This window comes from Pseudonocardia sp. (assembly GCF_025965585.1).
Lineage (GTDB): Bacteria > Actinomycetota > Actinomycetes > Mycobacteriales > Pseudonocardiaceae > Pseudonocardia.
In genome coordinates this window covers 1-11456 of record NZ_JAOPWR010000162.1, presented here as the reverse complement: position 1 = coordinate 11456, position 11456 = coordinate 1, and the positions used below count along the sequence as shown (strand labels likewise).

Here is an 11456-nt window from a genome sequence, read left to right as displayed (position 1 = left end):
CCGCACGCTCGTTGATCTCGTCCAGCACCGCGTCGGTGGCGTCCCGGTCCAGCGAACCGTCGGACGACTTCAGCTTGCGCTCGGAGTAGGTGTCGGGCACCTGCTTGACCAGCACGACGATGTTCATCGGACCTCTTCGACCTCCTGCCGGTGCGGCGCCCGGTGCCGGGCGGGGGCCCGGGGGCGCGCGACGCCGCTAGTGATGCTGTCGTATCTGTCTGTCACTGCTGTCTCGGTCGACTCTGCCACCGTCGTCGCACGTGGGCGCGCCGGGGAGGCACTCGACCGAATGTTACCGGCGGGTAAGCACAGGGCAAACGTGAGCGGGCGTGAGCCGCCTCACCGTCACGGACCCTACGGCAGGAGCGGCGGCGTGCGGACCGGGCGAGACCGCCGAGGCCCGGTCCACCCCGGCGGTTCCGGGCCGGTCCGGGTCCGCCGATAGGGTCCGTGCGTGGAACCCGGCCGACGAGCGCCCCGGACGATGGGCGCCCTCGCCGCCGCGGCGCTGGTGGTGGGCGCCACCGCGTGCGGCACCGGCGACTCGGTCTACGACCTCGCGCCTCCCGCGCGCCCCGGGCAGCCGGCCGGCACCGTGCTGGTCACCGGCAGCTCGAGCTTCACCGAGACCGTCACGCGCATCCAGGACGCCATCGCGAAGGCCGGCGGCACGGTCTCCCAGGTGGTGGACCACGCTGCCGACGCCAAGGCCGCCGGCGTGACGATCCCCGCCAACACCGTCGTCATCGGGGGCTCGCCCGCAGCCCAGCTGCCGCTGCTGCGCGGCGACCAGAGCGCGGGCGCCGTGCTGCCGGAGCGCTACCTCATCCGGCAGGGCGCGAACGGGGTGGCGACCGTCACCTACGACGGGGCCGACTACGTCGCCGCCGTGGCCGGTGTCGGAGCTGCCCCCGCCACCCGGGCGCTGGCCTCGGAGATCGCCACCGTGGCCGCCATGGGTGCCGGCGTCCGCACCCCACCGATGGCGGCCCCGCTGGTCGGGGTCACTCCCACCGGGTTCCTGCTGACGACGGCGGGCACCTCGTCGGTCGGCTCCACCGTCGCGCAGCTGCGCGACAACGTCGGCACCCCGAGCACCGTCGTCGCCACGATCGACCTGGCCGCCGGGTCGGAGAACCCGGGCCCGGCCCTGCGGGCCACCACCGAGGTGCTCGTGAGCACCCCCGAGGCCGAGGCGCCACTGATCGCCGCGGCCCCCTCGTTCGGACTGGAGATGCCGATGCGCTTCGTCGTGTGGGACGACGCCAAGGGCGTCACCCAGATCGGCTACCCCGACGTGAAGCTGCTCGCGGCCCGGCACGGGCTGCCGGTGGCCGACCCCAACGTCGTCCGGCTCGCGAACGACGCGGCGCGGCTGGCCGCGCTCGCGGCCGGATCGGCGGCGTAGCGATGGTGGTCACGGGCTACGACGACCGCACCGGCTGCGGCTACGTGCTGAGCACGGGCGCGGACACCGCCGATCCCGCGCCGGGCGCCACACCCGTCACCCACGACGGCGTCACGGTGCTGGCCACGCCGGAGCTGGCGTGCTCCCTGCGCGACGCGCTGGCCCACCGGCCGGTGGCGCTGATGAGCTGGTCGGGCCCCGAGGTGCCCCTCGCCCTCGACGACCCCACGGTCCTCGCCTGGCTGCGCTACACGGTCGGCGGCGTGCTGACCGTCACCGGGGAGCCCCACGCCTAGGTACACGCGCGCATCTGACACCGTCTGCGGGTGAGATCCGACCCGGACGTCCTGCCCCTCACCGGTGAGCGCACGGTGCCCGGCATCGCGGAGGAGAACTACTGGTTCCGCCGTCACGAGGTGGTCTACGAGGAGCTGGCCCCGCGCTGCCGCGACGCGGTGGTGCTGGAGGCGGGCTGCGGCGAGGGCTACGGCGCCGACCTGCTCGCCCGCACGGCGCGCCGCGTGATCGGGCTGGACTACGACGCGCTCACCGCCGGGCACGTCGCCCGCCGCTACCCCCGCGTCGACGTGGCGCGCACCAACCTCGTGGCGCTGCCCGTGCGCAGCGGGGCGTCCGACGCGGTCGTGTCGCTGCAGGTGATCGAGCACCTCTGGGAGCAGGAGCGGTTCCTGCGCGAGTGCCGGCGTGCGCTGCGGCCCGGCGGCGCGCTGCTGCTGTCGACGCCCAACCGGATCACCTTCTCCCCCGGCCGCGACACCCCGCTGAACCCGTTCCACACGCGCGAGCTGTCCGGCGCGGAGCTGGCCGGGCTCGTGCACGACGCGGGCTTCACGGGGGTCGAGGTGCTGGGCCTGCACCACGGGCCGCGGCTGCGCGCCCTCGACGCGGCCCACGGCGGCTCGATCGTCGACGCCCAGACCGCGGTGGTGCTGGGCGACGGCGTCTGGCCCGAGGGGCTGCTGGCCGGCGTCGCGTCGGTGACGTGCGCGGACTTCGAGCTCCGCGCCGACGACGTGGACGCGAGCCTCGACCTCGTCGTGCTGGCGAGGCGCCCGTGAGCACGGCCGCCCCGGATCTGCGCGCTGTTTCGCATCCTCGCACCGTCCGTGGAGGGTGCGAGGACGCGAAACGGCGCGCGGATCGGGGTCCACGATGAGCCGTGAACCGGTCGGGACGTTCTGCCTCGTCCTGCACTCGCACCTGCCCTGGCTCGCCCACCACGGGCGCTGGCCGGTGGGCGAGGAGTGGCTCTACCAGTCGTGGGCGCACTCCTACCTGCCCGTCCTCGACGTGGTGCGGCGCCTCGCCGACGAGGGCCGCCACGACCTGCTGACGCTGGGCGTCACGCCCGTGCTGGCCGCCCAGCTCGACGACCCGCACTGCCTGCGCGGCATGCACGACTGGCTCGGCGGCTGGCTGTTGCGCGCCCACGAGGCCGCGCCGCGGCTGCCCGACCTCGCCGCCCACGAGCACCGCGCCGCCACCGCCGCCCTGCACGAGTTCGAGACGCGCTGGCGCCACGGCGCCTCACCGCTGCTGCGCGGCCTCGCCGACTCCCGTGCGGTGGAGGTGCTCGGCGGCCCGGCCACCCACCCGTTCGGACCGCTGCTGCTGCCCGAGGTGCGCGCGTTCGCCCTGGAGACGGGCCTCGCCGACGGGGCGCTGCGGCTGGGACGCCGGCCCGCGGGGATCTGGGCGCCCGAGTGCGGCTACGCGCCTGGCATGGAGGACGGCTACGCCGCGGCGGGCGTGCGGCGCTTCCTCGTCGACGGCCCATCGCTGCGCGGCGACACGGCGTTCGCGCGCCCCGTCGGCAGTTCCGGGGTGATGGCGTTCGGGCGCGACCTCGATGTCACCTACCGGGTGTGGTCACCGCGCTCCGGCTACCCGGGCGGACGCGACTACCGCGACTTCCACACGTTCGACCATCCCTCCGGGCTCAAGCCGGCCCGCGTGACCGGACGGTCGGTGGCGCCGGAGGACAAGCGGCCCTACGAGCCGGAGCGGGCCGCGGCCGCCGTCGCGCGGGACGCCGCCGACTTCGTGTCGGTCGTCCGCGAAAGGCTGGTGAACCTGCGTGAGCGGCACGGACGTCCGGCACTGACCGTCGCCGCGTTCGACACGGAGCTCTTCGGGCACTGGTGGCACGAGGGCCCGGCATGGCTGGAGGCGGTGCTGCGCGCGCTCCCCGAGGCGGGGGTAGGCGTCACCACGCTGCGGGGCGCCGTCGACGCCGGCCTGGTCGGCGACCCGGTGGACCTGCCTCCGTCGTCGTGGGGGTCGGGCAAGGACTGGCGGGTGTGGGCGGGCGAGCAGGTGGCCGATCTCGTCGCCCTTGGCGAACGGGTGCAGAAGACCCTGGTGGGGGCCGTCGCGCCCGGACCTGCGCGCGACCCCCTGCGCGACGCGCTGGCCCAGGAGGCGCTGCTGGCGCTGTCGAGCGATTGGGCGTTCATGGTCAGCAAGGACTCCGCCGCCGACTACGCCCGCGGCCGCGCGCACACGCACGCCCGTCACGTCGAGGAGCTCGCGGAGCTGCTGGCCCACGGCAGACGTGCAGCGGCGGGCCACCGCATCGCGCAGTGGCCCGCCGCTCCGTTCGGCACGGTGGACGCCCGCGCCCTGGCCCACTACCCCTGAACCACCCGCATCGCGACGCCCGGGGCCACCGACGACTTCGCCGCACCCGACTGGGCCATCGTGGTGGCCGAGGTCAGGGCGGTCGGCACCGGCTGCGGCACCGGGGCGCACTGCTTGTCCGAGCGGTTGCCGGCCACCCGCTCGGGTGTGACGCCCGTGGCCAGGTAGGAGGCGACGGTGCCGTCCGTGCAGGCGACGCCGGACAGCGAACCCGCGTGGGTGGTGCCCCCGACGCCCTCGATCAGCGAGGACTTCGGGAACCGCTTGCGCAGCTCCAGGCTGCCCGAGTACGGCGTGGCCGCGTCGAGCGTCTCGTCGATCAGCAGCAGGGGGGGCGCCTTGCTGCCGTCGATCTCCACCGGGGCGCTCGCCTTCGCCGGCCAGAACGTGCACGGCGCGTTGAACCAGCCGTTGGGCCAGGTCTCGAACGGCGCCTCCGAGTAGAGCTCGGCGTTCTCCTTGCGGAACTCCGGGTAGCTCGACCACGTCGCGTCGGTGCACTCCACGCCGAGGTAGATCGCGTAGCCGTTGTCGTCGAAGGGCGGAGCGCCGTAGAGGTTGACGAGGCCGGTGGCGTCGGCCTTGTTGACCCAGTTGGAGAACGCCGTGGCGATGCTCTCCCAGCCGAACACGTAGTAGCCGGCCTGCAGGAAGATGTCGTTCCACTCCGACGAGCCGATCTTGCCGCCGGCCGGGGCCGTGCGGAGCTTCCGGTACTGGTCGTAGTAGACCTTCTCGACCGCGGCCTCGGTGGTGCCCAGGTGGTAGATCGAGTCGTACTTGGCCACCCACCCGAAGAACACGCTGATCGTCTTCTCGAACGCGACGTCCTGGTTGTAGTTGTCCTGCTCCCAGATCCCGCGCGGGTCGACGTTGCCGTCGAGCACCATGCGACGCACGTTCTGGGGGTACAGCGTGGCGTAGACCGAACCGAGGTACGTGCCGTAGGAGAAGCCGTAGTAGTTGATCTGCTTCTGACCCAGCGCCCTGCGGATGCTGTCCATGTCCTTCGCGGAGTCCACCGTGGTGAGGTGCTGCAGCAGGGCCTTGCCCTTGGCTGCGCACGTCGCGGTGTAGGCCGCCGACTTCTTCAGCCAGGCCGCCTCGTCCTTCGCCGTGTCCGGGATGTAGTACGGCCGGTCGTAGCCGGCGTAGCCCGCGCTGCAGCTCAGCGCAGGCTTGCTGGAACCGACGCCGCGCGGGTCGAAGCCGATCCAGTCGTAGGACGCGCCTGCGGCGTTCGGGACGGCCCCGGCCAGCAGGGAGAACACGAGCCCGGAACCGCCCGGACCGCCGGGGTTGACCAGCATGACACCCTGGTACTGCGCGGTGGGCACCGTGTGCTTCACCCGCGAGACGGCGAGCTGGACGACGGCACCCTTCGGCTGCGCGTAGTCCAGCGGCACGGTGACGAAACCGCATTGCGCGTTCGCCGCGGCCAGCCTGATGTCGGTGCAGGGGCCCCAGGTCACGGGCGCCGGCGTGAAGTCCGGGGTGGCCGCGGGACCCGGTGGGGCGGCCTGTGCGAGCGGGGCGGTGATCACTCCCATCGCCAGGAGTGCAGCGGTGGTGAGCGCGACAGCGACCCTGCGCATGCGGTGTCCCCCCTGTGGGCATCGGCCCGGACGAGTGAATGCCGTGTGAGTCTCGGCCATGGACAGCCCACTGACAACGGTCCGTCGACAAGTGGTCCCCGGGTCGGTGATGACGCTCAGTACTCGCTCCGATCACCGGATCGAGCGGGTGCGACACCCCACAGCATGATCAGCGGCTCGGGACGCGCAGCCGTAAAGGCCGCGGTCCCGCGTCCCGGAACGCCGATCACTGTCCGGCCCGCGGACCCACACCACACACCCGCCCCGGGCACACCCGGTCCGGCACACGCCACGCGCGCACCCGAGCAGGTCCGGAGCCGGCGGGGTCGGGGTCGGGGGCGTCAGCCTGGGGGCGGGAGGAGGGCCGTCGTGGCGGCGTCGAGGTAGGACGCGTAGGAGACGTCCGGGGTGAGACCGCCCTGCTCGTAGCCTCCCGTCACGCCGACGACCTCGTCGCCGTCGCACACCCACGGCCCGCCGCTGGTGCCGTCGTAGAGGCCGGGGGCGTCGAGCTCGAGCTGGGTGGGCGAGAACCGCGTCGTCGTGCCGGCACGGACCAGCGGTGCGTCGCTGTCGTCCGGGTAGCCGATCGCCTCGACCGCGTTGACCGACCCGGGGTCGACCGTGAGGCGGAAGCCGCCGGTCAGGCGCTCGACGGGCACGCCGTCGGCACGGTGCACAGTGAGCACAGCGACGTCGACGGACGGGTCACCGTGGGCGAGCCAGGCGGGTGCCACGGCGGCGGCCGTCACCGTCCACACCCCGAAAGGGGCGCGGCCGTCGGCATAGCCGGGCACGAACTCCATGCCGGTGCGAGCGGGGGTGCCGTCGCCGGTGGCGACGCAGTGGGCCGCGGTGAGCACGGTGTCCTGGCCCGGGGTGTCGATGACGGAACCGCTGCAGAAGTGGTTGCCGAGCGCATCGGGCGTACCGTCGAAGAGGGCGCCGGCCGCCGTCCAGCGTGGGGCGGGCGCCGGGGACGGCGTCGCCGGAGCTGCGGAGCGTTCCGCGATGGGGACGGCACCCGTGGCCGGCGCGCAGGCCGTCACCACCGCGAGACAGCCGATCGATGCCACGATGCCGGCACGCCTGCTCATCCGCACATCATCAGCCACCGAATGTCTACCCGTGGGTAACTCCGACGGGCGCGTTTGGGAGGATCTCGGGGATGCGGGTGCTGATGATCTCGTGGGAGTACCCGCCCGTCGTCGTCGGCGGGCTGGGACGGCACGTCCACGCCCTCGCGACGCAGCTGGTGGCGGCCGGTCACGAGGTGGTCGTGCTCTCGCGCAGGCCCGCGGGCACCGACGCCGACACCCACCCGACCCTCGACGGGACGGTCGACGGCGTGCGGGTGCTCTCGGTGGCCGAGGACCCCACCCACCTCGAGTTCGAGCGCGACATGGTGGCGTGGACGCTCGCGATGGGGCACTCCCTGCTGCGCGCGGCGCTCGTCCGGGTGTGCGGATCCGATCCGGCCGGCTGGCGTCCCGACGTGGTGCACGCCCACGACTGGCTGGTCGCGCACCCGGCGATCGCCCTGGCCGACGTCCTCGGGGTGCCGCTCGTCGCGACGGTGCACGCCACGGAGGCGGGCCGCTACAACGGCTGGCTGTCGTCGCCGCTGAGCCGACAGGTGCACTCGGCGGAGTGGTGGCTGGTCAACCGCGCCGACGCCGTGATCACCTGCTCGACCGCGATGCGCGACGAGGTGGCCGAGCTCTTCGAGGTCGACGCCGCGGCGATCGCGGTGCTGCACAACGGGATCACACCCCGCGCCTGGCGGGCCGCGCCGCGGCGGGTGGCGGCGGCCAGGAAGCGGTACGCCCCGCGCGGCGAGCCGCTGCTGCTGTACTTCGGCCGGCTGGAGTACGAGAAGGGCGTGCAGGACCTGGTGGCGGCACTGCCGCGGATCCGGCGCGCCCACCCCGGCACGCGGGTGCTCGTGGCGGGCTCGGGCACGGCGGCGGACCTGCTGGTCGAGACGGCACGGACCCACCGGGTGCTGCGCAGCGTCGCCTTCCTCGGCCACCTGCCCGACGACGAGCTCACGGCCCTGCTGGCCGCGGCCGACGCGGTGGTGCTGCCGAGCCGCTACGAGCCGTTCGGCATCGTCGCGCTCGAGGCGGCCGCCGCAGGCGCACCTCTCGTGGCGTCGACGGCCGGCGGCCTCGGCGAGGTGGTGGTGGACGGGGAGACGGGGGTGGCTTTCCCACCGGGGGACGTCGCGGCGCTGGCACGCGCGGTGGGGACGGTGCTCGCGGACCCGAGGGCCGCGGCGAGGCGGGCTCGTGCGGCCCGGGCCCGGCTGGGCGTCGACTTCGACTGGGCGCACATCGCCGCCGGGACGGCCGGCGTGTACGCCCGCGCCCGGGCGGGCGGGCCGCAGGAGCTGGGTCGCCCGAAGATCCCGACGGGGAACGTGTTCGGGCGCTGATCCGCTGTCGGGCGCCGAGGAGGGATCAGGCCGCGTCGCTGATCATGATCTGCGCGGCCGCGTCGGGGTAGTCGGCGACGAGCTGGCGGACGAGGTCCTCACGGTCCTCCTCGATGGCCGCGTTGACGGCGGCGGTGTACTCCTCGTCGAGGGCGTTGAGCCGGCGGACGGTGGCGTCGTTCATGGTGTGGATTCTTCCTCTCGGTACGCATGGTCCTGCGTCAGTTCATACGACCGGAGGACGCTCGTCGTTACCCAGCTTGTTCCAGCTCACATCGATTCAGAGCGCTCCAGTCGATCCTGTACTGCCTTGGCCGTCTTGCGGGCGATGTCGTTCAACGCGGCACGCTGCTCGGCTGCGGCCTCGTAGTCGGCCAGGCGGTTGCGCACGACCCGCGCGGGCGCCCCGACGGCGATCGAGAACTCCGGGACGTCCCCCCGCACGACGGCGTGCGCGCCGAGCACCGAACCCCGTCCGACGCGGGTGCCGCGCAGCACCGAGACCTTGGTGCCGATCCACACGTCGGGGCCGATCCGCACCGGCGTCTTGACGATGCCCTGGTCCTTGATCGGGATGTGCACGTTCTCGGTGCGGTGGTCGAAGTCGGTGACGTACACCCAGTCGGCGACGATGCTGGCCGCGCCGATCTCGATGTCGAGGTAGCAGTTGACGGTGTTGTCCTTGCCGAACACCACCTTGTCGCCGATGCGCAGCGAGCCCTCGTGGCAGCGCAGCGAGTTGCCGTCGCCGATGTGCACCCAGCGTCCGATCTCCAGCCGCCCGTAGCCCGGCCGCGCGTGCAGCTCCACACGCTTGCCGAGGAACACCATGCCGCGCAGCACGACGTGCGGGTTGGCCAGCCGGAACCGCAGCAGCCGCGCATAGCGGACGAGGTACCAGGGCGTCCACGCGCGGTTCCGGATCACCCAGCGCAACGAGGCGAGGCTGAGGAAGCGGGCCTGCCGCGGGTCGCGCCGGTCCGACCGTCCCCACCGGGCGCGCAGCGGCGACCCCCACATGCTGGTCATGACAGACGATGATGCCGCCCGGCCGGGCCGGGGACCGGAGCGGGTGTGCCCCGCACGCACCCCGGGTAACCCGGTTCGATGACCACCGACAGCACGTCCGAGGACATGGACCGCGTCGTCTCCCGCCGCGTCGACAACCCCACCGGCGCCACCGCCGAGGACGAGCGCGCCTACCGCGCGGCGCCGCCGTCCGCGGAGGACGCCACCGACACCGACAGCGGTGGCACGGGCGGCGCGGCCGAGCGCGCCGACCGGGACATGGACGGCCCCGGCGAGGACGACGAGCCCGCCCGTTCGGAGTGAGGCGAAGGCGTCAGCCGGCACTCGTCGGTCCGGGCCCAGCCGGTGGCGACGTGAGAGCAGATCGTCGACGGCCACAGCTCCGGTGGCGCATGCATCGGGGGCCCGCTCAGCGGGGTCCGTCTCAGAAGGCGTGGTTCTTGCCGCCGAAGACCGCACTGACGGACTCGTCGGTGAAGATCCGGCGGATGGAGTCGGCGAGCAGGTCGGCGCAGGAGACGACCGTGACGGTGGCCGGGGCGCCGGGGCGCAGCGGGATCGTGTCGGTGACCACGATCTGCTCGAACGGCGACGCCGCGAGGTTCTCGTAGCAGCGACCGCTGAAGACGGCGTGGGTGGCGGCGGCGAGGATCCGGGTGGCACCGGCCCCGACGACGGCCTCGCCCGCGGCGCGCAACGTGCCTGCGGTGTCGATGATGTCGTCCACGATGATCGCGGTCTTGCCCCGGACGTCGCCGATGACGTGGCCGATCTCCGCCACCTGCTGCTGCGGGCGCTCCTTGTCGAGGATCGCGAGATCGGCGCCGATCCGGTCGGCGAACTGCTTGTTGAGCTTGACCCGCCCCGCGTCCGGGGCGACGACGACGACGTCGCCGAGTCCCGGCAGGTCGTTGACGTGCTGCGCGAGCATCATCAGCGCCGTCATGTGGTCGACGGGCACCTGGAAGAAGCCCTGCAGCTGACCGGCGTGCAGGTCCATCGTCAGCACTCGGTCGACGCCCGCCGACTCCAGCATCCGCGCCACCAGTCGGGCCGAGATCGGCTCGCGGGGGGCGCTCTTCTTGTCCTGGCGGGAGTAGCCGTACCAGGGGGTCACGGCGATCACGCGGTGCGCGCTGGCGCCCACCGCGGCGTCGATCATGACGAGCAGCTCCATCAGCGCGTCGTTGGCGTTGAGGTCCGTGGCGGGGTTGCCGCACATGGGCTGCACGAGGAACACGTCCGCGCCGCGGATGGACTCCTCGAAGCGGCAGTACACCTCGTCGTTGGAGAACGTCTTGAGCGTGACGGGGCCGGGGTCGACACCGAGACGGTCGCCGATGGCGCGGGCCAGCGCGGGGTTGGCCCGGCCGCTGAAGAGCATCAGCCGCTTGTCGTAGTGCAGCGGCAGGCTGGTGGGGCAGGCGACCGTCGTGGCGGTCATCGCAGCGTCCGGTCCAGCAGAGCGCGGCCCGCGGCGTAGGCCTCACGTAGGTCGGGCCCGTCGTAGACGGCAGCGGCGATCCCGCGGATCCGGGCCGTGCCGTTGACGGCGACGGAGTGCGGCAGCCGCTGGAACAGCAGCACGTCGGACGTCGAGTCGCCGTAGGCCACGCACTCCTCCTCGGTGAGGCCGAGGTCGTCGAGCACGGACGTGGTGATGTCCACCTTGTCCTGGGCGGTCAGCAGCAGGTCCTCGCCCGACCGCCCGCCGGGCTCGACACCCGCACCGAACGCGCGGTGCGCGCCCCACCGCTGCAACCGGCGCACGAAGAACAGCGGCGACTGCGAGATGACGATGATGTGCTCGCCGCGCTCGGCGATGTCGGCGAACACCTCCGCCACCCCGTCGATCCAGGGCGCGGCGTCGAAGGCCTTGTCGATCTGCTCGTCGGTGACGTCGGCCCAGAGCGGGAGCACCCGTTCCCAGAACCCGACGTCGCTGATCTCGCCGCGCAACCAGGCCTGCTCGACCGCGTCGGCCGCCTCGAACGTGCCGAGGAAGCGGGACAGCTCCACGGACGCGGCCCCGAGCAACAGGGTCCCGTCCATGTCGAAGACGTGCAGCCTGGACAACGTTGGACCTCCGGTGCGACGTGGGCCGGCACCCGGGCGCGCCGTGAGGGGGTGGGCGCGCCCGGGTGACGCGGGTGGGCTCAGACGGAGGCGGCCAGCGCCTCGTCCTCGGCCGGGTGGACATTCGCGATGTGGTCGGCGTAGTAGTACTCCGGCACCTCGCGCTCGCTGGCGGCGATCAGCTCGGTGAAGTCCCACTTCTTGAGCAGCTTGCCGTTGCGGAACACCGGGACGAGCTGGTTCTCCTCGG

The 11456-nt window shown here is 73.2% G+C and carries 12 protein-coding genes and 1 pseudogene; 6 read left to right on the top strand and 7 right to left on the bottom strand.

Features of this window, described 5'->3' with window-relative positions; all coding sequences use genetic code 11:
- Nucleotides 1–127: pseudogene (locus tag JWR81_RS10120) on the bottom strand (electron transfer flavoprotein subunit beta); the annotation flags it as partial.
- Between the two features lie 327 nt (nucleotides 128–454).
- Here JWR81_RS10120 and JWR81_RS10115 point away from each other — a divergent pair.
- From JWR81_RS10115 to JWR81_RS10100, 4 genes are all read left to right on the top strand, one after another.
- Nucleotides 455–1408: a DUF302 domain-containing protein gene (locus JWR81_RS10115; protein ID WP_297649795.1), complete on the top strand. Its 954-nt coding sequence runs from the start codon at nucleotides 455–457 to the stop codon at nucleotides 1406–1408.
- Between the two features lie 2 nt (nucleotides 1409–1410).
- Nucleotides 1411–1704: a hypothetical protein gene (locus JWR81_RS10110; RefSeq protein ID WP_297649793.1), complete on the top strand. Its 294-nt coding sequence runs from the start codon at nucleotides 1411–1413 to the stop codon at nucleotides 1702–1704.
- A 30-nt stretch (nucleotides 1705–1734) separates the two neighbouring features.
- Nucleotides 1735–2487 carry a bifunctional 2-polyprenyl-6-hydroxyphenol methylase/3-demethylubiquinol 3-O-methyltransferase UbiG gene (locus JWR81_RS10105; RefSeq protein ID WP_297649791.1) on the top strand — a complete coding sequence of 251 codons (753 nt, stop codon included), beginning with the start codon at nucleotides 1735–1737 and terminating at the stop codon, nucleotides 2485–2487.
- Nucleotides 2488–2581: 94 nt separating this feature from the next.
- A complete protein-coding gene (locus JWR81_RS10100; RefSeq protein WP_297649789.1) occupies nucleotides 2582–4069 on the top strand; it encodes a glycoside hydrolase family 57 protein in 1488 nt (495 codons plus the stop codon).
- Here JWR81_RS10100 and JWR81_RS10095 read toward each other — a convergent pair.
- Both JWR81_RS10095 and JWR81_RS10090 read right to left on the bottom strand, forming a co-directional pair.
- Nucleotides 4060–5664: an alpha/beta fold hydrolase gene (locus JWR81_RS10095; RefSeq protein WP_297649787.1), complete on the bottom strand. Its 1605-nt coding sequence runs from the start codon at nucleotides 5662–5664 to the stop codon at nucleotides 4060–4062. The two genes, JWR81_RS10100 and JWR81_RS10095, sit on opposite strands and share 10 nt — an antisense overlap.
- Nucleotides 5665–6005: 341 nt before the next feature.
- The gene (locus JWR81_RS10090; protein ID WP_297649785.1) at nucleotides 6006–6761 is read right to left on the bottom strand and encodes a serine protease; all 756 of its coding nucleotides are present in this window, start codon (nucleotides 6759–6761) and stop codon (nucleotides 6006–6008) included.
- Between the two features lie 71 nt (nucleotides 6762–6832).
- Between JWR81_RS10090 and JWR81_RS10085 the strand changes: the two genes are divergently transcribed.
- On the top strand, nucleotides 6833–8101 hold the full coding sequence (locus tag JWR81_RS10085; RefSeq protein ID WP_297649783.1) for a glycosyltransferase family 4 protein: 1269 nt from the start codon (nucleotides 6833–6835) through the stop codon (nucleotides 8099–8101).
- Nucleotides 8102–8126: 25 nt separating this feature from the next.
- Here JWR81_RS10085 and JWR81_RS10080 read toward each other — a convergent pair whose 3' ends face one another.
- Nucleotides 8127–8285 (bottom strand): hypothetical protein, encoded by a 159-nt coding sequence (locus tag JWR81_RS10080; RefSeq protein ID WP_297649781.1) that lies wholly within the window; start codon nucleotides 8283–8285, stop codon nucleotides 8127–8129.
- An 86-nt stretch (nucleotides 8286–8371) separates the two neighbouring features.
- Nucleotides 8372–9130: an acyltransferase gene (locus tag JWR81_RS10075; protein ID WP_297649779.1), complete on the bottom strand. Its 759-nt coding sequence runs from the start codon at nucleotides 9128–9130 to the stop codon at nucleotides 8372–8374.
- 78 nt (nucleotides 9131–9208) lie between these two features.
- Here JWR81_RS10075 and JWR81_RS10070 point away from each other — a divergent pair, with 78 nt between their 5' ends.
- Entirely contained in the window at nucleotides 9209–9433 is a 225-nt protein-coding gene (locus JWR81_RS10070) for a hypothetical protein (RefSeq protein WP_297649777.1), read from the top strand.
- 121 nt (nucleotides 9434–9554) lie between these two features.
- Here the strand turns inward: JWR81_RS10070 and JWR81_RS10065 are convergent, their stop codons facing one another.
- A complete protein-coding gene (locus JWR81_RS10065; protein WP_297649775.1) occupies nucleotides 9555–10574 on the bottom strand; it encodes a ribose-phosphate pyrophosphokinase in 1020 nt (339 codons plus the stop codon).
- Nucleotides 10571–11206 (bottom strand): HAD family phosphatase, encoded by a 636-nt coding sequence (locus JWR81_RS10060; RefSeq protein ID WP_297649773.1) that lies wholly within the window; start codon nucleotides 11204–11206, stop codon nucleotides 10571–10573. Before JWR81_RS10060 ends, JWR81_RS10065 begins: the two co-directional genes overlap by 4 nt.
- Nucleotides 11207–11456 lie beyond the last annotated feature (250 nt).

Excerpts from the sequence above, each read along its gene's own strand:
- JWR81_RS10110 (WP_297649793.1), top strand. The coding sequence starts at position 1,411 with ATGGTGGTCACGGGCTACGACGACCGCACCGGCTGCGGCTACGTGCTG.
- JWR81_RS10100 (WP_297649789.1), top strand. The coding sequence starts at position 2,582 with ATGAGCCGTGAACCGGTCGGGACGTTCTGCCTCGTCCTGCACTCGCAC.
- JWR81_RS10095 (WP_297649787.1), bottom strand. The coding sequence starts at position 5,664 with ATGCGCAGGGTCGCTGTCGCGCTCACCACCGCTGCACTCCTGGCGATG.
- JWR81_RS10090 (WP_297649785.1), bottom strand. The coding sequence starts at position 6,761 with ATGAGCAGGCGTGCCGGCATCGTGGCATCGATCGGCTGTCTCGCGGTG.
- JWR81_RS10085 (WP_297649783.1), top strand. The coding sequence starts at position 6,833 with ATGCGGGTGCTGATGATCTCGTGGGAGTACCCGCCCGTCGTCGTCGGC.
- JWR81_RS10080 (WP_297649781.1), bottom strand. The coding sequence starts at position 8,285 with ATGAACGACGCCACCGTCCGCCGGCTCAACGCCCTCGACGAGGAGTAC.
- JWR81_RS10075 (WP_297649779.1), bottom strand. The coding sequence starts at position 9,130 with ATGACCAGCATGTGGGGGTCGCCGCTGCGCGCCCGGTGGGGACGGTCG.
- JWR81_RS10070 (WP_297649777.1), top strand. The coding sequence starts at position 9,209 with ATGACCACCGACAGCACGTCCGAGGACATGGACCGCGTCGTCTCCCGC.
- JWR81_RS10065 (WP_297649775.1), bottom strand. The coding sequence starts at position 10,574 with ATGACCGCCACGACGGTCGCCTGCCCCACCAGCCTGCCGCTGCACTAC.